Here is a 21,658-nt window from a genome sequence, read left to right on the forward strand (position 1 = left end):
GGCTCGCCGCGCTCAGCGCACGGCCTTGGGGTTACTGATCGCCAGCCAGTCGAGCGTTACCTGGCGCAGCGTCTCGACCAGGGTGCGAGCACTGTGCGGGGCGTCATGGCGCCCCTGGCGAATCGCCCGCGCCAGCTGGCCGCGGGCATCCTGCAATGACAGGGCGGGCGCATCGATCAGCGCGGCCAGGCGCGTCTGCTCCTGAAGGCTGACGACGGCGTCCAGGCGGTTCTCCCGAGCGGCGATGGCCATGGCATTGGCGATCATCAAAGTCGGGTAGCGCAGCTCGCCGGGCAGCGCCGGCAATACCTGCTCCAGCAAGGTCTGGCGGGCGATTTCGAGTAGTTCATGGGCGTGCGGCTGGGTCATGGCGCATCGGCTCCGGTCATGTTCAGGATGTCGAGTTCAAGCTCGGGCAGCAGGCGCGCAGTCAGTGCCAGCTCCAGGGAAGGCTCTTCGCCGGACAGGTGGCGCTGCCCCTGCTGCAGGGCGATCACCGCCCAGCGCAGGGTCGCCATGACCTGCCAGTAACGCAGTTGGCCGGGCTCGATCCACAGTGGCGATACTTGGTGGTAGCCACGCAGGAAGTCCGCCAGTTGGCCGATGCCGCCGGCTTCCAGGTCAGGGCGGGTGAAACGCCAGCAGGGGGCGGTGAACCAGCCCAGGTCCTCGTATGGGTCGCCCCAGCCGGTGAACTCCCAGTCCAGCACCGCCTCCAGCCCCTGCTCGCTGGCCAGGTAGTTGCCGGTGCGGTAGTCGCGGTGCAGCAGGCACAGACGGCTGTCGCGCGGGGCATGCAGCTCGCACCAGCGCAGGCCCCACTCCAGCGCCGGGTAGGCATCGTCGAGGGTGTCGAGGTAACGACGGTAGGCATCGACGGTGGCCAAGGCCGGCGAACGCTGCGGCACGGGCAGAAAGTCCAATGCCACACTCAGCGGGCGGATCTGATGCAGGCGCGCCAGGTTGGCGCCGAGCTGCTCCGCCAGCCGGGCCTGACCTTGGGCGCCCGCCCCTGCGCTGAGCAACCGCCCGGCAGCAACCCCCGGCACGTATTCCATCAGGAAGAACACCCGCCCGTGGACCTGGGTATCTCGGCACAGCCAGAGCGGCCGCGGCACTTTCACCCCGGCCTGGTGGGCCACCTGCAACACGGCGAACTCCTGGGCGCGGTCGAGGCTGGCCGGCAGCGCGGACAGCGCGTCGCTGCGCAACACCCAGCGCCGGGCACCGGCCCAGGGGCCGCCCTCGATCAGTAGTTCAAGCAGCCAGTTTTCCTGGATGGCACCGCCGCTTAGGCGCTTGCGGGTTTGCATGACAACGCGTGTTGCCGTTGCCTGCTCGCGGATGAAGTCGACAAGGCGCTGCTCATCGGCCGAGACCGCGAGCGCGTCGCCTGCCGGACAAGTCGTAGAGGAACTGCTCATGAATCAATGGTCCTGCCTTCGGTTTCAAGTGGGCAGGTCAGCTAGAGCAACGCCCGGGCCAACTTTGCCAGGCACACCTGCAGAGCCCGTCACACCTGGCTTGCAGCGCTTCATGGGAAAGCCTGACGAGGCGCCTTATTGCATATGTGAAACAAATTAGTTCACGATGGAAACATTTCATTTCTGAACAGGCGCCACCATGCACTCCCCCACGTCCCAGGTCGTCGTGCTGATCAGCCACCTGCAGCGCCCCCGGCAACGCAGCCGCCTCGCGCAAATGGTGGCCGCACTCGCCGCGGACTACCCCGACACCCACATCGAAGTGCTCGACACCTCGGTGACCGAGGCGCTGCAAGTCGCCCGCGAACTGGAGTTGCGCGGTGAAGCCGACGTATTCATCTGCGCCGGGGCCACTGCCGCCTACCTGCGCAAGCACCTGGCGCGCCCGGTACTGACGATGCGCGTGGGTGGCGATGACCTGCTGCGGGCGCTGGGGCAGGCGCGCGAGCATGCCTCGCAAGTGGCCTTGCTCAGCTACAACCGCATCGACCAGGGCCTTAAGGCCATGGCCGCGCTGTTCACGGTGCAGGTTCACCAGGCCGCCTACACCTCCCTGGAAGAAGCGCGCCAAGCAGTCGAACAGGCCGCCCGGCTGGGGTGTCGCAGCATCATCGGTTCCTCGACGGTGGTGGAGCTGGCAGAACAGGCCGGCCTGCACGGCGTGCTGTCGCTGAGCGAGGACACGGTGCGCAAGGCGCTCGAAGAGGCCCTGGGCATTCTCGACAGCCAACGCATCGAGATCGCCAAGCGCCGGCACTTGAACGCCGTGCTGCAACACATCCCCACCGGCGTGGCGGCGGTCGACAACCAGGGCGTGGTGCAGTCGCTCAACCCGGCCCTGGCCCACCTGCTGGACTTGCCACTCAGCGCCGCGCTGGGCCGTCCGCTGCAGCAGCTGTGCCCGGAACTGGACCTGCAGCAGGCGTTTGCACAGGGCGGCGAAGAAAACCGGGTGATCCGGCTCGGCTCACATGCCGTGGTCAGCAACCTGCTGCCGATCCTGGAGAACGGCCAGCGCACCGGCCTCGTCCTGACCTGCCAGGACACCACCGCCGTGCAGCGCGCGGATCAACGCATCCGCTCCACCCGCCGCCCCGGCGCCTTCACTGCCCGCTACCGGCTTGAGCAGCTCGACGGCAACAGCCGGGCCAATCGTGAAATGCTGCAGTTGGCCAGGCGTTTCGCCGCCAGCCAGTCAACCATCCTGATCACCGGTGAAAGCGGTACCGGCAAAGAGCTGCTGGCCCAGGGCATCCATAACGAAAGCCCGCGCGGGCATGGCCCCTTCGTAGCCATCAACTGCGCGGCATTCCCCGAGTCGCTGCTGGAAAGCGAACTGTTCGGCTATGAGGAAGGCGCCTTCAGCGGCTCGCGCAAGGGCGGCAAGCCCGGCCTGTTCGAAGTGGCTCACCGTGGCACGCTGTTCCTCGACGAAATAGGCGACATGCCCGTGTCACTGCAGACGCGCTTGTTGCGGGTACTGCAGGAGCGCGAGGTGCTGCGTTTGGGCGGCACCGAGCCGATCGCGATCGATGTGCGCATCATCGCCGCCACCCATCAGGACCTGAGTGCTGCGATACAAGATGGCGATTTTCGTACCGACCTGTATTACCGGCTCAACATCCTGCGCCTACAGACCACGCCCTTGCGCGAGCGCCCCGAGGATATCGCCCTGATCTGTCGAGGCATTAGCCAGCGCCTGCTGGTCCAGGGTCAGCCGCCTGGCGCGGCGGAGGTGCCAGGCGCCCTGCTGCCTTACCTGGCACGTTATGGATGGCCAGGCAATGTGCGTGAGCTGGAGAACGTGATCGAGCGGGCGATGCTCTCGGCCTGCGAGCTGCTGGGGGAGCATGGCGTGAACGAACAGTATCTGGCGCGGGTGCTGCCCGAGCTGTGCGAAAGTGTCGCGCCAACCAGCCGTGCCAGGCCCTCCCGGGAGTCGGACCTGCACAGCATCGGCAAGGCCGCCCAACTGCGGCATGTGCAGGAAACCCTGGACAACTGCCAGGGCAATCTCGACGAAGCGGCGCGGGTTTTGGGAATCAGTCGGACCACGTTATGGCGAAGGCTCAGGTCAGTGCGGTGAATCAGGTACTTGGCCACCCAACGGCCAATTACCGATTGAGTATCGTTCCACGTCGACGGAAGATGTTAGTCAGGAGCGCTCCAGTACAGGCGCGGGCCCGCCCAGTTTCCAGCCACTGCACCTTGGAGATGCACTGATGCCCACCGTATACCACATCGATGGCTAGCCGAAATCGCCATTCTCGATCGCGTATCCTACTGAGGGTATCGAAGGGTATTTCTGGGGGTACATTTCTGCTTTTGTAATCCAGAAATCCCGCTCTAGAGCCCTGTCCAAATGTTCTTTGGCGACCCTGACAGTCTTTAGGGGCTTCGCGCATGCTTGTTAGCTGATCATTTCTGCGTTTTTCTAGCCTCGAATAGCTATTTACTTCCAGCTAATTGCTACATTTGGGACATATTTGAGGGCATGCTTTGGATGGTTTGAAAATGATGCCCCCAACCGAAGATGCTCAGCGCCCCCGACACAAAAAAACTCCTAAGTATTTGGCTCGCAGGGAAAGCTTGGCAAATAGCGAAGAGAACTGAAGAATGGTCTCATCGATCACGGAAGGTCACTGAGGTAGAATTTGGTGATTCACAACTCATCCTGGCCGGAAGCTTCAGCGGATTTGTTCCGCCACGCCACTGCGGAAAAGGCGGCCCTCTATCGTGCCATCATGGAGGTGTTCGCTGCTGCCAAGCGCCAGTACCGCCTGCAATTACGGCCCGACGAAGTATTATCTGAAGCAAACTGGAGTCATCGGACGCCACCGGCTCAGGAAGAGGTTGCCGCTGCATTAGCTCAATTGGCGACCTGGGGCAATCTCGAATCGCAGCCGGACATGACGCGTGTATCCACGCTCAACGATTATTACCGGGCACGTTTTCTCTATAGGCTCTCGCGCGGCGGCGAGGCGGTAGAGGCCGGCCTGATAGCATTCGCGCAGAGCCTACGTCATCGTGCAGAACTGCAGACAGTCGCGCTGGAGGACATCGACAGCCGCTTACGAGCCTTGCAGCGATTGATGGCTGAGGCACAATCCGGCAACGACCTTGATACCGCCAAGGCACATGAGATTCTGCGCGACCTAGTGCGAGTGTTTGAGGGTCTTACTGAAAACGCCCAGGCGTTCATGGCTGGAGTGGCACGTAGTCTAGAGCTGCAGCAAGCCGACGCCACCGCATTGGTCGCTTACAAGCGACGGCTGATCGACTATCTCGAGCGCTTTATGGGTGATCTGATCCGCCGCTCCGATGCCATCGCCCGCACGCTGCATGAACTGTCCGCCATCATCGAGTATGTCTTACGCCAAGTCGCTGCACGTGAAGCGCGTGATGCCGCCCCCGACGACACTGGCGAGCAGGCAGAGGAAACGCAGCGTCGCCAGGATATCTGGCGCGAGCGTTGGAAAGGATTGCGTGGCTGGTTTCTGGCCACCGGCAACGAACCGCCTCAAGCAGAACTACTGCGTGCCCGAGCGCGATCGGCGATTCCGCAACTGCTTAGCGCCATCGCGGCAATTAATGAGCGACGCAGCGGGCGCAGCGACCGATCGGCCGATTTCCGAGTGCTGGCACAGTGGTTCGCTGCATGCGACAGCGACGACGATGCACACCGTCTCGCGCAAGCAGCGTTCGCGCTGCACCCAGCGCGCCACTTCTCACTAGAGGTTGCTGATGCGGACGACGTGCCAGCGAGCACCTCTTGGCTGGATGCACCTCCGCTGATCATCAATCCGCGCTTGCGCGAGTATGGTGAAGCCGCACCGCGCGGCGCACTGGCGAAAGTGCGCGATCGTAGCCGGGATCGGGCGCTGATGGCTCAGCAATTGGCGGAGGAATCGCGCCAGGTCGAGGCCGCGCGCCGGCGATTGGCGAGCGGCCGCCCGACACGCTTATCGGAGCTGGGCGAGCTCGATGTGCATGCCTTCGGCCTCTTTCTGGGATTGCTTGGCGAGGCACTGGCTGAACAACAGGATCCGAACAGCCCTGTCGAGCGCCAAACGGGCGACGGTCTGCTGCATATTCGCCTGGAACCTTTGGCTGAAAACAGCCGCGCCCAAATCTGCACGGCAGCCGGGATGTTCTCCGGCCGGGATCATCTGCTGACGATCCGGCTCACCGAGGACAGATCATGAGCATACCCTCGTCCCGCCGTGGCACCCGACATGTCGGAGAAACACAGAAGGCGCAGCAGCAAGACGAATTCCGCCGGGCTTTGCGTAGCCTGCTGATGTGCCCGCTCATGCCGCCAGGGCACGCGGATTTCCCCGCCGTACGTCGCCAAGCCGAGCGCCTGCGCGAGTGGTTCGCCCGCGAGACCGGCTGGCCGCTGCATGTGGACCGCGAGGGTGCCCGCCTGTTCAAGCGCCCGGCCGACCTGTCCGCTCCGACCCGCGGCCTGCCGGACTATGACCGGCGTCGCTATGTACTGCTGTGTCTGGCTGCTGCAGTGCTGGAGCGAGCCGACCCGCAGATCACCCTGCGACAGATCGGCGAACGGATCGTACAACAAGCCGCCGACCCGGCATTGCAGACACTGGGTTTCGCCTTCACCTTGCACTGCGCTGCCGAAAGACGCGAGTTGGTCATGGTGTGCCGTACCCTCCTGGCTCATGGCGTTCTCGAACGTGTCGCTGGCGAGGAAGAGAGTTACGTACAGGACGGCAGCGGGCCACAGTCCGACGCGCTCTACGACATTCACCGGCGCTTGCTGGCCGGCCTGCTGGCGGCGGTGCGCGGGCCCTCGACCTGGAGCACAGAGGAGACTCCGGGAAATACCGAGGCGCGGCTGCATGCACTGGTGGCCGGCTTTACAGCGGACAGCGAGCAAGGCAGGCGCGACGCCATACGCCACCACCTGGCGCGACGCCTGCTCGACGATCCGGTGCTGTATACCGACAGCCTGGATGAAGAGACGCGCAGCTATTTCCTCAATCAGCGTGGTGTTCTCGCCAACCGCTTGTGTGAAGCCACCGGACTGGTCGCCGAGCAACGCGCCGAAGGCCTGGCCCTGATCGACGAGAGCGGGCAACTGACGGATATAGCCATGCCCGCCGAGGGCACTGAGGCTCATGTAACGCTGCTGGTAGCGGAGTACCTGGCCCGGCGTCTGCGGGATAAGCGTGCCCCATTGCGAGCGACAGAAAGCGAGATTGCCCTGTTCCTGCACGAGGCCGCTGGGCGATATGGTCGCTACTGGCGCAAATCGGCGCGCTCGCCAGGCGCCGAACACGAGCTGGCGGAAATCGCCATCGCTCGCCTATGTCGTCTGGGCCTAATGCTGCGTGATATGCATGGCGTACATCCGTTGCCCGCCATTGCCCGCTTCTCCCTCGGACAGACCGAGGTGCGCAACGCCCAAGGGGCCGAAACCCTGTTTCTAACCGAGCCTGACGCATGACCAGCGACCTATTCATCACCCCCTCCCGCCCCGCACTGCCCAAACCTCTGCGCGAACGCTGGCAGCCCTTACGTCTTGGCCTAGTCGAACTGTTCCACTACGACAGTGAGGAGTTCTGGTTCCACGATGGTCATTTACTTCTGCGCGGCAATAACGGCACCGGGAAATCCAAGGTGCTGTCGCTGACCTTACCGTTGCTGCTGGACGCACAATTGCGCTCGTCGCGCGTCGAGCCCGACGGTGATAGCGGCAAGAAGATGGCCTGGAACCTCCTGGTCGGCAACTATCCCCGCCGTATCGGCTACAGCTGGATAGAGTTCGGCCGACGCGAGCGCGATGGCCGCCCCCGCTACCTGACCCTGGGGGTCGGTTTGTCGGCAGTCGATGGCCGGGCTCAAGTGGACAGCTGGTTTTTCATCGTGGAAGGTGACGGCACGACACTAGACCCACGTATCGGCGAAGATCTCTGGCTTACCACTGCCGAGCGCCAGGTTCTTACTCGCGAACGCTTGCGCGATGCACTTGGCGGACGCGGTCAACTATTCGAAAACCATCAGCTGTATCGCCGTGCCGTGGACGAGCGCCTGTTCCAGCTAGGGACACGGCGCTACGACGCGCTGATGGATACGCTGATCCAGCTGCGCCAGCCACAACTGTCGAAGAAACCCGACGAAACCGGCCTATCCAATGCCCTGAGCGAGTCGCTGCCACCGCTACCACCCGAGCTGCTGGGCGATGTGGCCGAAGCGCTCAACCAGTTGGAGGAAGACCGCATTCAATTGGAAGAAACGCGCCTACTGGAGCAAACCGTCACCCAGTTTGAACGACGCTACCGAATCTATACCGGTATGTTGGCGCGGCGCCAGGCACGAGAACTACGCCAGGCTCAAACCCATTTCGACAACGCCAGCGAGGCTCGCAATCAAGCGCAGGCTGAACTCGCCGGCGCACAGAACGCGCAGGGTGAGGCTTTTGCGGAGCACGAAGCCGCGAAGCTGAAGTATTCGGCGGCCCGGGAGCTGGTAGATACGCTGCAGAGCGATCCCGCCAACCAGGACGCCAACCGTCTTGCCCTGGAAGAGCGTAATGCCACTGAACGGCAACATGCAGCTCACACGGCAGGCCGACAGCGCGATGAAGCGCGTAGCAAACTCAATAGCGAAGTAGAACTGAGCCAGCGACGGACCGCTGCGGCCATTCAAGCTCGCGATGAGCTGGACAAGTCGCGTACTCGTACGCTGGACGCGGCCGAAGCACTCGCTATAACCGCAGACCTCGCAATCAACCCACTGCTTAGCCTTGAAGCCGAAGCGCTCGCGGCACATCCGCCCGAGTACAGGGCCGCTGAAGAAGCCCTGCGCGAGCTGGTGAGGAGTCGGCGCCAGGACATCGCCCATCTGCGTAAGCGTCATGCCGAAGTTAGCCAACACCAAGCGGTACTGGCGGACAAGCAAGAACACGCTCGAACCATTCGCGGTGAAATGGACATATCACTGGCGCAACGCGAGCGGGCCGACCAGCAAGCAGAACAGGCAGGCAGCGCGTTGCTCGAAGCCTGGTCCGAGCACTGCACAAGCCTCATCCAACTGCGCTTCAATGCTGAGCAGCCCTTGCTACAACTGGCCGAGTGGGTGGCCCTTCCGGAAGTCGAAAACCCGGCGCAAGTGGCACTGGACAACGCCTGGCAGACGACGCTGCAACGACACGCCGCCCAACAGGCGGAGTTGGACAGTTACCATACCAGCCTGGACAAGCAGCGCGCCGATATCGAGGACGAGCGCACCCGCCTGGCCGCCGGCGAAGATGCGCTGCCCGCCGAGCCGCTCACCCGGGCCAGTGGTGTGCGTCTGCAACGGCACGGCGCGCCGCTCTGGCACTTGGTGGATTTCCACCCGAGCCTGGATGCCGCGCAACGGGCCGGGCTGGAAGCCGCCCTGGAAGCCAGCGGCCTACTTGACGCCTGGCTGTCGCCAAATGGGGTATTGAGCGATAGCGACGGTACGCCGCTGCTCGATAGCAGCTGGCACCAGCGCGCGCCAGTGAATGGTGCCAACCTGAACGCTGCACTGATCCCGGCATTGCCCGAGGCCTGCCCGATCGCACTAGCAACGCTGACTGCACTGTTGGAGGGCGTGGCTTACGGCACGCAGGAGCCGAGCGATGCCGAAGCCTGGTTGTCGCCTGATGGTCGCTATCGTCTGGGGCCGCTGGCAGGTGCCTGGCAAAAAACCGAAGCAGGCTACATCGGCCGCAGTGCACGGGAACTGGCACGACAACGACGGCTGGAAGCACTCGCCACCCTCCTTGCCGAACTCGACATGGCGCAAGCCAAGCTCGAACGACAATACGAAACCCTGGCCGCCGAGCGCAGCCAAGCCGAACGGGAACGGAAAAGCATACCCTCCGAGCGCCCACTGCACGATGCGATTGCTGTTGCGCTGCAGGCCGCTCGTGATGTCGATCGGATCCGGCAGCTGTTGGTGCTGGCCGAAACACGCAGCCAGGAAGCCAAAGACGCATGGCAATCGGCACGCGAGCAGTTACACCACGACGCGACCGACCTGAGCCTGCCGGCAGAGCTCGAGCTGCTACCAGCAACCGAAGAGGCCTTGGAACACTTCGCCACCGTCCAGGCGCACCTGGTCCAGGCGGCACGCGAGTGGCAGCGCGCATGGCCCGATCAGTGTCAGCAGCAACAGCGCGAAGGCGAAGCGCGCAGGGTGCTGGAACAGGCTGAGGAAACCCTGATGGTCGCCGACGAGCAGGCTGAACAGGCCCGGGTCCGCTTGGAGACACTACGCCAGTCCATCGGCCAGCAAGTGGAAGAATTGCTGGCCAAACTGGCCACCGCGCTTGCCGGACGTACCCAGGCCGAGCAGGACGCCGAAACACGCCGCACGGCGCTGGGCGAAGCGGAAAAACGGCAGGCCGTGATCGCAGCGCACGTCGAACGCACTGAGCAGACTCTGAGCGAGCGTAGCAACGAGCGCGCCATGGCCGTCGAACGCCTTCGCCATTTCAGCGCCAGCGGCCTGCTGGCCGCCGCATTGCCGGACCTGCAATTGCCTGAGCATTGGAGCATCGACCCGGCGCTGAACCTAGCCCGCCGCATCGAACAGGCGCTGGCTGACATCGCCGATGACGAAGCCACTTGGGCCCGCGTACAGAAACAGATCGCCGAAGACCTAAGTGAACTGCAGCGCGGGCTGAGCGCCTTGAACCACCAGGCCATCTCAGAACCCAACGATTGGGGCATCACCGTCACAATCCAGTACCAGAACCGTGCCGAGCGCCCCGATACCCTCGCGCTACTGTTGGCCGAGGATATTGCCCAGCGCAGCGAACTGTTGTCGGCTCGTGAGCGTGAAGTTTTGGAAAATCACCTCCAGGCAGAAATCGCCGCCGAGCTCCAGCGACTGATGCGAGCTGCCGACGACCGCGTCGAGGCGATAAACAACGAATTGCACAAGCGCCCAACCACCACTGGCGTACGCTACCGCCTGCTATGGGAGCCGCTATCAGTCGAGGAAGGCGCACCGGCAGGCCTGGAGGCCGCACGCAAGAGCCTGCTCAATACCAGCGCCGACCTCTGGTCGACCGAAGACCGGCGTGCGGTCGGTACCATGCTGCAACAGCAGATCGCCGCCGAACGCGCCCTGGCCGACGCTGACAGCGCAGGTAGAAGTCTTCTCGATCAACTCGCCCACGCGCTGGACTATCGCTATTGGCATCGTTTCCGCATCCAGCGTCAGCAGGATGGTCAATGGCGCAAGCTGTCTGGACCGGCCTCCAGTGGCGAACGCGCGTTAGGCCTGACCGTCCCATTGTTCGCCGCTATCGCCAGTTTCTACGGCCACGGCGGCAGTCCCTTGGCGCCACGCTTGATGCTGCTCGACGAAGCCTTCGCCGGTATCGACGATACCGCCCGCGCCCACTGCATGGGCCTGGTGCGGGAATTCGACCTGGATTTCGTCATCACCAGCGAGCGGGAGTGGGCCTGCTATGCGGAGCTACCTGGCGTGTCGATCTGCCAGTTGCAGCGTCGCGAAGGTATCGATGCGGTGTTCGTCTCGCGCTGGACCTGGGATGGACGGGCTAAGCGACTCGAAGAAGATCCTGATCGCAGGTTCCCCTTGGCATGAAGACCAGCCCCGACCTACGTCTACAGCGCCTGCTCGGCGGGCCAGCACTGGCCGCCCTGCGCCAGCGCCTGCGCCGCCGTTTTGAGCTCGCCGATGCCGAGCAGTCGCTATCCTCGGTTCACTTGAGCAACCTTGCCGCGGAAGAGTACTCGGCTCTTTGCCAACTGACCGGTCGCCCCTCACGAATAGCTTGCTCGATGACGCTGGACATTGCCGAGCTCGATGCACGACTGCGTGAGGCCGGGCTAGCCAACTCGCTACAGGATGCGCTGGCGCAACTGGATGGCCCCATTGTTGCGAAAGCCAGCCTGCGTAAAACGCTAGCGGCACAATGGTCGGCCCTCACGACCTCGGCGTCGGCCGAAGGCAGCCCTCTCCTCTGCGCCTGGCTGCAAAACGCGGCAACCTGCATGCCCCTGCTCAAGCGTCTTGGGCGCGATCCCGTGCGCGCCAATCAGCTACTGGCAGCGACTGATACTGTGCTCCGCCGTCTGCCCGAGGAAGGACTGCCTCGCTCGCAACTTGCCGCCGAAACGCTGGGCGATGCCCATGCGCTGGATCCCGGCCGTCCTGTTGCGACCCTGGTACTGTCGGCCTGGCGCCTGCACGAGCGCACGGGCGGCTCTCAAGAAGATGAGGCAACAACCGAGACTGGCGGTGGAGCCGAAGAGCGTGTGCGGGAGGTCTGGTCGAGGGCGGGAGTTCTCGTCAACGAGCTGGCCCGCCCTGCTCTCTTTCTTAACTTGCCTGCGCTGCCAGACACAGCCCACACCTGGCTGCCTGGCGAGCCCGCCTACCTCTCACTGCGGCAATTGGTTCGCAAGCCGTATTCCTGGGCAGTAGACGGACGGAATGTGTACGTATGTGAAAACCCGAACATAGTAGCCATCGTCGCCGACCGTCTGGGTGCCGATAGTGCTCCATTAGTCTGCACCGATGGCATGCCCGCCGCTGCGCAGCGAATTCTACTCGACCAGTTGGCCGCCGCCGGCGCGCGCCTGCACTACCATGGCGACTACGACTGGCCAGGGATCGTCATCGGCAATCACGTCATGCGTACTTGGCAGGCAGTCCCTTGGCGATTCGGCTGCAGAGACTACCTCGAAGCGGTGATGGTAGTGCAGACGCGACCGCGCGATTTGGCCCTCAACGGGGTCGAGGCTCTATGGGACAAAGAGCTGCACACCGCCATGGACACCCAAGGGCTCGCAATTCCAGAGGAAGCGGTTGCCAGCACTCTCTTAGACGATCTGAGCCATGGGGAAAAGTAATCCGCCCGATCATCAACAGAGCATCTAAGACCAGGCGGCAAACAGGAAACGACTAGAGGCAATCAATCGGGAGCAAACATGCGAATCGAGAAGGTTAGGGTCGAGGGATTTCGACTCCTCCAGGATGTTGAGATCATGCTGGAAGGAAATTCCACAGTAATCGTAGGGCGCAACAATAGCGGGAAGACATCGTTTACCGACATTTTTGATCGCTTCACCGGGGAGACCGGAGCGCGATTTCGTCTGGAAGACTTTTCGCCCCCCCAACGCGAGCGGTTCTTCAATGCAAAGACGCTGAGAGAAAAGTCGGCAAAGCCAGAGGACGTACTCGCAGCACTCCCGACGCTCTCTCTTACTCTAACCTTCCGCTACGACAGCACCGCCCCGAATTTAGGGCCTCTTGCGCCTTTCGTTATTGACCTGGACGTAGACTCCACCACAGCCATTGTGCGCGTCGAGTACAAAGCGACGCTGGCAACTCTCCACACTCTGCTTGATGTACCTGCCGAGCCAGAAGGTGTCGAGCTAAGAACACACTTCTTCCGCTCATTACGCGACACGTTGCCCAAGGCATACAACATCCATGTGTTCGCCATCGACCCCACGGACGATACCAATCGGCGTGACTTTGAGGGTACGACCGCACTAGCGGCTTTACTGCAGTGCAATTTCGTTCGCGCACAAAGAACTCTCGACCATGCAAAGCATGGCGACGCCGATGTCATTGGCAAATTGCTCAGCGCGCTATTCAAGACTGCTTCCGCACCAACGGCCGCAGCAGGAGATCAGGAGCTGGCGGCAAAGCTGAAGGCGTCAGTCGAAGGCATCGAACGCAGCATTCAAGGTAACTTCGATGAAATGCTGAAGAAGCTGCTGCCGGCCATGGAAGTACTGGGCTTTCCAAGCCTCAACGATACCGAGCTTCGGCCCGAGACCTCATTGAATGTTGAGGCCCTGCTGTCGGACCACACAAAGGTGGTCTACACCGGCACAGACGGGGTACATCTTCCGGAAGGCTACAACGGCCTCGGCACTCGCAATCTGATCTACATGTTGTTGCAGCTCGAAAGCTACCACAAGGCCTACCGAGCCAAGGCAACCCGCCCAGCCACACATCTAATCTTCGTTGAAGAACCTGAGGCTCATTTGCATCCGCAGATGCAAGAAGTTTTCATCGGCCAACTGAATGCCGCCATTAGAAAGCTGTCGGCGAGCTACCCCGAAGAGGCTGCGTGGAACGTTCAGTTCGTCATCACGACGCATTCTCCGCATGTTGCAAATGCCGCATCGTTTGAAGCAGTACGGTATTTCCTAAATGAGTCGCCGGGCCAGACAAATGCTCGTCAGACCAAGGTTAAAGATTTCAAGAAGGGCATGAGCAGTATCTCTCCCGACGACCAGAACTTCCTGCACCAGTACATGACGTTGACCAAGTGCGATCTGTACTTTGCGGACAAGGCCATTATGGTCGAAGGGACGACGGAGCGGCTGCTGATGCCTCGGCTGTGCGAATTGGTTGATAGGTCGCTCGACGACAAGCACAAGCTGGCCAGACAGTACGTAACCTGCGTCGAGGTCGGCGGAGCTTATGCGCACATCTTCTATCCACTCCTCGACTTTCTCGAACTCAAGACCTTGGTCGTCACCGATCTGGATTCAACCAAACCGGTGGAAAAGCAGAACAAGAAAGGAAAGACGATTACGACTTGGGACAAGTGCCCTGTGGCTGAAGGCGAGCGGACGTCGAACGCGGCTATCAAGGAATGGTTTCGCCCCGAAGATACCGAGGGAAAGGATGACTGGCAAATCACTCCTGCCGAGCTTGTTGCCAAGACTGCCGAGGAGAAGCAAAGCGGCTACCGTCGCATTGCCTATCAGATTGCAGAGAAACCTGGTACGAACGTATGCGCCCGCAGCTATGAAGACGCGCTCGTTCTAGCAAACCCGGATCGATTTGAGTGGTTAAAGGAACAGGACGAGGCCAATGAAGCGTGGGAGATCGCCCAGGGGCTCGCGAAAGCGGATACGGCCTTGCGGTTCGCCATTCGCGAGAAAGAATGGGTGGTACCCCGCTATATCCAGGAAGGCCTGGCATGGCTTTCCGAACCCCCTCCTCCACCCGCACAGAACGTGGAAGCGCCAGCCAAGGAGGAGGCAGTATGACTAAACCTGACGAGAATCCCGCACTCATCGCTGCACAAGAGGCTCAAAGAAAGATCAATGAGGCCCTTGATACGGGTCACAGCTTTCGCCTTGAAGCTGGTGCCGGCGCAGGCAAGACGTATTCCCTGGTCACCGCGCTGAAGCGATTGATTGCGGAGCGAGGCCCAGCCTTGGTTCGAGCGGGGCAAAAGGTAGCCTGCATCACCTACACCGAAGTTGCCCGTAATGAGATTGCCCAAGAGATTGAGGATCATCCCGCCATTCTGGTCAATACCATCCACGGCTTCTCGTGGGCATTCCTACGCCAGTTTCAGAAGGCGCTACGTGACCTCGTGGGGGAAATGGAGGATCGGAAAGAGAAAGTCGAACAAGGCGGAGGTATCGGCTCAAAGCCCGTGGATTACGACCTGGGATTCTTCGGCGTCGACATGGACAGAGTCACGCTGAGTCACGACGACATCCCAGAGATGATGGCCAAGCTTCTGCAGAAGGAAAAATTTCGACGCATCTTGACCCAGCAGTTTCCAGTGATTTTTATCGACGAGTATCAAGATACCCATCGCCAATTCATGGAGGCGATTACCGAGCACTTCTTAAAGCCCGCAACCGGGCCCCTCGTTGGTCTATTTGGAGACCACTGGCAAACCATTTATCGAAGTGAATACGAGCTCGCGGAATATCCGATCAAAGAAATTGCCAAAGGCTCCAACTTCCGGTCGGTTCCCGCAGTCGTAGATGTGCTGAACAAGCTGCGACCTGAACTACACCAAGCCGTTCATGACCCCGAGGCAAAGGGCGAGGCGCGCTTCTTTCACACCAACGCTTACAAGGGTCAACGGACAAATGACCGGCACGCCAAGGAGGATCTGCCACCTGATCTGGCCCGATGCACTCGGGAAGATTTGATGCAACAGCTGCAAGCCGAGGGCTGGGACCTGAGCAGGACGAAGGTACTGATGCTTACCCACAACGTCCTAGCCGCTGAACAGGGCTATCCCAACCTCGCTGAGGTATTCAGCGGCCGTAACGATCTATTCGCAAAAAAGGAAGACCCGGCGATCAAGTTCTTTGCAGAAGTCGTTGAACCCATATGTGCAGCCTACGGCGCATCTCGCTACGGCGATATGTTCAGGGCATTCGGCTCCGGTCCTGCGATAACCAAACATGAAGACAAAGCCAGTTGGCGTCGCGACATGGATGCCCTCCAGAAGCTGCGTGCAGAAGGCACGATCGGACAGGTCATTGACCACCTGAAGGTGACAAGACGTCCATCGCCACCAGACCGCGTATTGCGGCGCGACGAAGAACTCATAGCACTAAACGGCGACCCCATACCTGAGGATGCATCCGCACTTATGCGGTACAGCAAGCTGCGGGACATTCCTTACGGAGAGGTCGTTGAGGTGGTCAAGTTCATCGAAAAGCAGACATCCTTTGCCACGCAACATAGCGTCAAGGGCGCCGAGTTTGAGAACGTTCTTGTAGTGCTGGGAGGCGGTTGGAACCACTATAACTGGCCACAACTACTCGAGCTAATTGAGACAAATGCGCTGAATGCAAAGAACACAAAGGGCTTCTATCGTGCTCGTAATCTCTTTTATGTATCCATCTCCCGACCTATGACGCGACTCGCCGTGCTGGCCACACAGGCCATGCCGGATACAGCTCTCGCAGCGGTGAATCGTCTTTTTGGAGGCGACAACGTAGTGGAACTTGCTATCCCGACCTGAAGCTGTGTGACAGCCCCCCAACAGTTCCGCCTAGCCAGCGGGGCGATTCAGAGTGGCCTGCTGCTGAGGAGCAAGATCGTCAGTCAGTGTGGGGTTCTCGGCTGATCGGAACAGCTCCTGTTTGCGCGCTGGTCTTGTGCGTAGCGACTCCGCAGCCCTCCCGATCTCCTACCATGAACGCCTCCAGCATGTGTGGAATCAGACTTAGAGCGTCAACCCTCTCACCATAGGCCTCTGCATGCAGCGCTGCGTAAACGACAGCGGCGCAGCATTGCCATCTGTCCCTCGCTCAGATACGCCCGGTACTACTCGGCATTCTGCGCAGTGATTATGAAGAATGGCTTTTCACCTGCGAAAGGGTTGGGCAGGAAACCCTTGCTGTCGACACTCGCCGCATTGGTCGGTAACCCTATTAGTGCCTGATCAGCAGAAACCAAGATTGACTGCGTAAGGATTATTCCTTACCATTCAATCTGTATATCCGGAGAACACTCATGCCTGCCATCCACGAAATCGCCACGTTGACCTCAAAGGGGCAGGTCACACTGCCCAAATCCGTTCGCCAGCTACTGGGCATTGACACAGGTGGCAAAATTGCATTCGACGTACGAGGCGGTGAAATCGTGGTCAGCCGCGTAGAAACCACCCACGAAGACCCTGCCATCGGTGCGTTCCTGGGTTTGCTGGAGGCAGATATCCGAGGAGGCCGCAACCTCACCACCCTGCCGGAAGGCCTGGCGCAAACCATGCTCGCCAACGCAAACCTCTACGTAAACCTCGACGAAGATATCGATGGTGAGGTCGCGATCTAATGCTGCGACATGGCTGGACACTGTTGTTCCATGAAGGTGTGACGTTACAGCTACGCAAATTGCAAGAAGCCGCCGCCCGGGCCGAGCAGAACGACCCGCAAGGTTTTGAGAGCAACGCCAACGTCAAGCTGCTTCGGGCATTGAGCCATCTAATCATGGAGGCTGTGCCTGCCGACCCGGGCCGTGATGAGTTCCGCCAAGGCAACACGCTGGGCACCGCCTACAGACATTGGCGCCGCGCAAAAATCGGCAGGCGCTTTCGGCTGTTCTTTCGCTACGACTCAAGGTCCAAGGTCATCGTCTATGCATGGGTCAACGACGAAAACACCTTACGGTCCGCAGGCAGCAAATCCGATCCCTACGCCGTATTCGAGAAGATGTTGGGCCGCGGCAACCCTCCTGATGACTGGGATGCGCTGACTGCCGCAACGCGTAGCGACTGGGACGAGCCCAAAGCATGAGTTGCGCAAATGGGTGAGGGATTGCACGTTCTGCGCGAGCCACGCCCCCGGTGTGTTCACTGTAATCCACTCGTAGCTGCTGTAAAAAGGGGTACATCTGGGGGGGTACAAAACCAATTATCCATTCATAACCATTTGATTTATATGAATGTCCAAATGTTCTTCGGGGATCCTGACAGCCTCTGAGCACGATCCCCAACACCTCATCGCGCAAATGGCCCAGGCTATGGATCAACAGTGCATAGTGCACCACACAAAGCCCGGCATCATTCGCCATCAGGGCATTGTGCTGGCGCACGAACAGCGGCACGCCGAGACGTTCCTCGACGGTGCTTAATGCACCACACCAGCCAATACAAGCTGACGAAAGTCACCCACAATCGGTCGCAGATCAACACGATGCCAGGCGGCCCAGCGGCCGATGCTTTGCTGCAACCTTGGCCCAGCATGGGCTTTCACGCTTGGCCGGCAAGAACGCCACGCCCTCCTGTGGGAGCGGCTTCAGCCGCGAAGCAGGCGCCGCGGTATCACATGGATTTCATCAGTCCCGGTCGATCTTGGCATTTGACAAGGCTAAGGACAGGGTCGATACCAATGACATCCCTGCCAAAGGAGTCACCCATGTCGAAGCTTTATCCCAGCATTGATCCTGAGGGGCTGGTCGAGTACTCGGTGGTGTACAGCGACCGCTCGCTCAATCACATGTCGCAGACGTTTCAAGGCGTGATGAAGAACATTTCCAGGACCCTGAAACAGGTCTATAACGCCCAGGCTGTTGCGGTAGTGCCCGGCAGCGGTACATTCGGCATGGAATCGGTAGCGCGCCAGTTTGCCACCGGTCAGCAATGCCTGGTGATACGCAATGGCTGGTTCAGTTATCGCTGGAGCCAGATCCTTGAGATGGGCAACATCCCGGCGGCGACCACGGTGCTGAAAGCCCGACCGGTCGACACTGGTCGCCAGGCTGCCTACGCTCCGCCCCCTCTGGACGAAGTGCTGGCGGCGATAAAGGCGCACAAGCCGCAGATTGTCTTCGCCCCCCACGTTGAAACCTCATCCGGGATTATCCTGCCCGACGATTACCTGCGGGCCGTCGGCGACGCTGTGCATGCGGTGGGCGGCCTGTTCGTGCTCGACTGCATCGCCTCAGGCACGATCTGGGTTGATATGCAAAAGTGCGCAGTCGACCTGCTGATCAGCGCTCCACAGAAAGGCTGGAGCGCCTCCCCTTGCTGCGCCCTGGTGATGCTCAGTGCTTTGGCCCTGGAGCGCATCGAGCAGACGCAAAGCAGCAGTTTCGCCTGCGACCTGAAAAAGTGGCTGCAGATCATGCAGGCCTACGAACAGGGCGGGCATGCCTACCATGCGACCATGCCCAGCGACTCTCTCGCGCGATTTAACAAAGTAATCAACGAGATGCGAGCCTACGGTTTCGACAAGGTCCGCGGCGAACAACAGGCTCTGGGCGATCGGGTGCGCGCCATGTTGACTGGCAAAGGCATCAAGAGCGTGGCCGCAGCCGGCTTTCAGGCCCCGGGCGTAGTGGTGAGCTACACCGATGATGCCGATATCAAGAGCGGTAAGAAGTTTGTCGAGCACGGCCTGCAGATAGCCGCCGGAGTGCCGTTGCAATGTGACGAGCCGGCCGACTTCAAGACCTTCCGCATCGGTCTGTTCGGGCTCGAAAAACTGCACGATATCGAGCGCACGGTCAGCACCCTTGAGCAGGCACTGGACGAAGTGATGGTGAACTGAGGCCTCATCCTGGCATTTGCCGCTTTCGTGTTCTCGGTGATCGAAAGCGGCACGCCACCGGCACAGATGGCGGCGATTCGCGAGCGTCTGCGTGAACTCGGCCTGGAACCTTGCGACTGCTTGTCGCCCCCCACTCATGGATGCACTCGCGGTTCACGCCGCCAAGCAAAAAGGCACTTACCGCGAATGATGGTGATCTGAACCCTTAAACTGCTTGCAGTTGCCGGTCAGCGTGGTAAGACGAGCGCACCAGCGGCCCGGAGGCCACGTTTCTGAACCCCATCGCCAAGGCCTGCTCGGCAAGCATGGCGAAGGTGTCAGGGTGCACGAAGCGCTGCACCGGCAGGTGGCTGCGAGACGGTTGCAGATACTGCCCCAGGGTCAGCATGTCAACCTGATGCTCACGCATGCGCTGCATCACCTCGACCACCTCGGCATCGGTCTCGCCCAGGCCGAGCATCAGGCCGGACTTTGTCGGTACCGCCGGCAGGCGTTGCTTGAAGCGCTCCAGCAGGTCCAGCGACCACTCGAAGTCCGAGCCCGGCCGTGCCGCCCGGTACAGGCGCGGCACGGTCTCCAGGTTGTGGTTGAACACGTCTGGCGGCTCTTGCGCAGTGATGTCCAGAGCAACGTCCATACGGCCACGGTAATCCGGCACCAGGGTTTCCAGCTGAATACCCGGCGACAGCCTGCGGATCTCGCGCAGGCAATCGGCGAAGTGGCGGGCGCCGCCATCGCGCAGGTCGTCACGGTCCACCGAGGTGATCACCACATACTTCAGGCCAAGGTCGGCAATGGCGATGGCAAGGTTCGTCGGCTCATCGGCATCCAGTGGCTTGGGCCGGCCATGGCCGACATCGCAGAACGGGCAACGGCGGGTACAGATGTCGCCCATGATCATGAACGTCGCCGTGCCGCCCGAGAAACACTCCCCCAGGTTCGGGCAGGACGCCTCTTCGCACACGCTGTGCAGCTTGTGCTTGCGCAGCAGGGCCTTGACCCGTGCCACTTCCGGTGTGGTGGGAATCTCCACGCGAATCCAGTCGGGTTTGCGCGGCACCTGCTCGGTGGGCAGGATTTTCACCGGGATGCGCGCCACCTTCTCGGCGCCGCGCAGTTTCACCCCAGCCTGCAAGGGCTGCGGGCGCGTAGGGGCAGTCTGGATTTCACTCATGCTCATGCTCCGACAGTCTGGCCTTTAGCCACGGTAGTAACGTTGCGCCACGAACGGTGTGCGCACCACCTGCATCGGCACGTGCTTGCCGCGTACCAGGGCGAACACTTGCGTGCCCAGCGCTGCCTGCTCGCTCTGCAGGTAGCCCATCGCCAGCGGCGCGCCCAGGCTGGGGCCGAAACCGCCACTGGTGACCCGGCCGATCACCTGCTCCCGAGCATCGACGATCTCTGCCCCTTCACGCACCGGCACGCGCTCTGCAGGCAGCAGGCCCACGCGCTTGCTGGCCACGCCTTCGTGCTGCTGGGCAAGGATGCGCTCGGCGCCGGGGAAGCCGCCAGCGCGCTCACCCTCGGCACGCCGGGCCTTGGAGATCGCCCAGCCCAGACTGGCCTCGATCGGCGTGGTGTGCACCGCCATGTCATGGCCGTACAGGCACAGCCCGGCCTCCAGGCGCAGCGAATCACGGGCCCCCAGGCCGATGGGCTGGACCTCGGCTTCGGCCAGCATCGAACGGGCAAGCATGGGCGCCGCCTCGACCGGTACCGAGATTTCGTAGCCGTCTTCGCCGGTGTAGCCCGAGCGGCTGACGTAACAGTCGACACCCAGCAGCCTCACACTGGCGAACTGCATGAAAGTCATGCCGGCAACCTGGGGCGCCAGTCGCGCCAGTACCTTGGCCGCCGCCGGGCCTTGCAGGGCCAGCAAGGCCCGGCTGGCAAACAGCGACTCGACCTCGCAATAGCCTTCCAGGTGCTGGCGCAGGTAGGTCAGGTCCTGCTCCTTGCAGGCGGCGTTGACCACCAGCAACAGCTCGTCGTCACCCAGCCTGGCCACCATCAAATCGTCGAGGATGCCGCCGTCGTCATTGGTGAACAGCGCATAGCGCTGCATGCCCACCGGCAGGTCGATGATGTCGACCGGCACCAGCGTTTCCAACGCCCTGGCGGCCTCTGCGCCACGCAGGCGGATCTGGCCCATGTGCGAAACGTCGAACAGACCAGCCTGTTCACGGGTGTGCAGGTGTTCCTTGAGCACACCCAGCGGGTACTGGACCGGCATGGCATAACCGGCGAATGGCACCATGCGTGCCCCCAGCGCCAGGTGCAGGTCGTGCAGCGGGGTTTGTTGCAGTTGTTCTGTGGTCATGGCTGGCTCCTGGCCTTCGATGATATGGGCTGCCGGCACACTGCCGG

The 21,658-nt window shown here is 61.4% G+C and carries 14 protein-coding genes and 2 pseudogenes; 11 read left to right on the plus strand and 5 right to left on the minus strand.

Annotated features, from left to right (window positions below; translation table 11 throughout):
- Positions 1–12 precede the first annotated feature (12 nt).
- Together CAG00_RS06655 and CAG00_RS06660 are read right to left on the minus strand one after the other, a co-directional pair.
- Positions 13–369, minus strand: coding sequence for a DUF6285 domain-containing protein (locus CAG00_RS06655; RefSeq protein WP_085663872.1), 357 nt, complete (start codon positions 367–369; stop codon positions 13–15).
- Positions 366–1,424 carry a phosphotransferase family protein gene (locus CAG00_RS06660; protein WP_085663873.1) on the minus strand — a complete coding sequence of 353 codons (1,059 nt, stop codon included), beginning with the start codon at positions 1,422–1,424 and terminating at the stop codon, positions 366–368. Before CAG00_RS06660 ends, CAG00_RS06655 begins: the two co-directional genes overlap by 4 nt.
- A 199-nt stretch (positions 1,425–1,623) precedes the next feature.
- On the opposite strand from CAG00_RS06660, the gene prpR reads away from it, so the two are divergent.
- From prpR to CAG00_RS06695, 7 genes are all read left to right on the plus strand, one after another.
- On the plus strand, positions 1,624–3,570 hold the full coding sequence (gene prpR, locus CAG00_RS06665) for a propionate catabolism operon regulatory protein PrpR (RefSeq protein ID WP_085663874.1): 1,947 nt from the start codon (positions 1,624–1,626) through the stop codon (positions 3,568–3,570).
- A gap of 571 nt (positions 3,571–4,141) precedes the next feature.
- Positions 4,142–5,689 carry a TIGR02677 family protein gene (locus CAG00_RS06670; protein ID WP_218191635.1) on the plus strand — a complete coding sequence of 516 codons (1,548 nt, stop codon included), beginning with the start codon at positions 4,142–4,144 and terminating at the stop codon, positions 5,687–5,689.
- Entirely contained in the window at positions 5,686–6,954 is a 1,269-nt protein-coding gene (locus tag CAG00_RS06675) for a TIGR02678 family protein (RefSeq protein ID WP_085663876.1), read from the plus strand. The genes CAG00_RS06670 and CAG00_RS06675 overlap by 4 nt, the downstream gene beginning before the upstream one ends.
- Positions 6,951–11,096, plus strand: a complete 4,146-nt coding sequence (locus CAG00_RS06680; protein ID WP_085663877.1) for a TIGR02680 family protein — start codon at positions 6,951–6,953, stop codon at positions 11,094–11,096. Before CAG00_RS06675 ends, CAG00_RS06680 begins: the two co-directional genes overlap by 4 nt.
- Complete coding sequence (locus CAG00_RS06685; RefSeq protein ID WP_085663878.1) at positions 11,093–12,367, plus strand: TIGR02679 family protein; 1,275 nt, start codon at positions 11,093–11,095, stop codon at positions 12,365–12,367. Before CAG00_RS06680 ends, CAG00_RS06685 begins: the two co-directional genes overlap by 4 nt.
- 78 nt (positions 12,368–12,445) lie before the next feature.
- Complete coding sequence (locus CAG00_RS06690) at positions 12,446–14,530, plus strand: ATP-dependent endonuclease (protein WP_085663879.1); 2,085 nt, start codon at positions 12,446–12,448, stop codon at positions 14,528–14,530.
- Entirely contained in the window at positions 14,527–16,260 is a 1,734-nt protein-coding gene (locus tag CAG00_RS06695) for a UvrD-helicase domain-containing protein (protein WP_085663880.1), read from the plus strand. The genes CAG00_RS06690 and CAG00_RS06695 overlap by 4 nt, the downstream gene beginning before the upstream one ends.
- A 79-nt stretch (positions 16,261–16,339) precedes the next feature.
- Here the strand turns inward: CAG00_RS06695 and CAG00_RS06700 are convergent.
- Positions 16,340–16,513 (minus strand): annotated as a pseudogene (locus CAG00_RS06700) (DUF2274 domain-containing protein); the annotation flags it as partial.
- A gap of 241 nt (positions 16,514–16,754) precedes the next feature.
- Between CAG00_RS06700 and CAG00_RS06705 the strand changes: the two are divergent.
- From CAG00_RS06705 to CAG00_RS06720, 4 genes and pseudogenes are all read left to right on the plus strand, one after another.
- Positions 16,755–17,072, plus strand: a complete 318-nt coding sequence (locus CAG00_RS06705) for a type II toxin-antitoxin system PrlF family antitoxin (protein ID WP_085663882.1) — start codon at positions 16,755–16,757, stop codon at positions 17,070–17,072.
- A complete protein-coding gene (locus tag CAG00_RS06710) occupies positions 17,072–17,533 on the plus strand; it encodes a type II toxin-antitoxin system YhaV family toxin (protein ID WP_085663883.1) in 462 nt (153 codons plus the stop codon). Before CAG00_RS06705 ends, CAG00_RS06710 begins: the two co-directional genes overlap by 1 nt.
- 621 nt (positions 17,534–18,154) lie before the next feature.
- Entirely contained in the window at positions 18,155–19,288 is a 1,134-nt protein-coding gene (locus CAG00_RS06715) for an aminotransferase class V-fold PLP-dependent enzyme (RefSeq protein ID WP_085663884.1), read from the plus strand.
- A 15-nt stretch (positions 19,289–19,303) separates the two neighbouring features.
- Positions 19,304–19,478: pseudogene (locus tag CAG00_RS06720) on the plus strand (glutathione-dependent formaldehyde-activating protein); the annotation flags it as partial.
- A gap of 15 nt (positions 19,479–19,493) precedes the next feature.
- Here CAG00_RS06720 and lipA read toward each other — a convergent pair.
- Positions 19,494–20,468, minus strand: a complete 975-nt coding sequence (lipA, locus tag CAG00_RS06725; protein WP_085663885.1) for a lipoyl synthase — start codon at positions 20,466–20,468, stop codon at positions 19,494–19,496.
- Between the two features lie 18 nt (positions 20,469–20,486).
- Complete coding sequence (gene gcvT / locus CAG00_RS06730; protein ID WP_085663886.1) at positions 20,487–21,611, minus strand: glycine cleavage system aminomethyltransferase GcvT; 1,125 nt, start codon at positions 21,609–21,611, stop codon at positions 20,487–20,489.
- Positions 21,612–21,658: the final 47 nt, after the last annotated feature.

This window comes from Pseudomonas sp. B5(2017) (assembly GCF_002112825.1).
GTDB lineage: Bacteria > Pseudomonadota > Gammaproteobacteria > Pseudomonadales > Pseudomonadaceae > Aquipseudomonas > Aquipseudomonas putida_Z.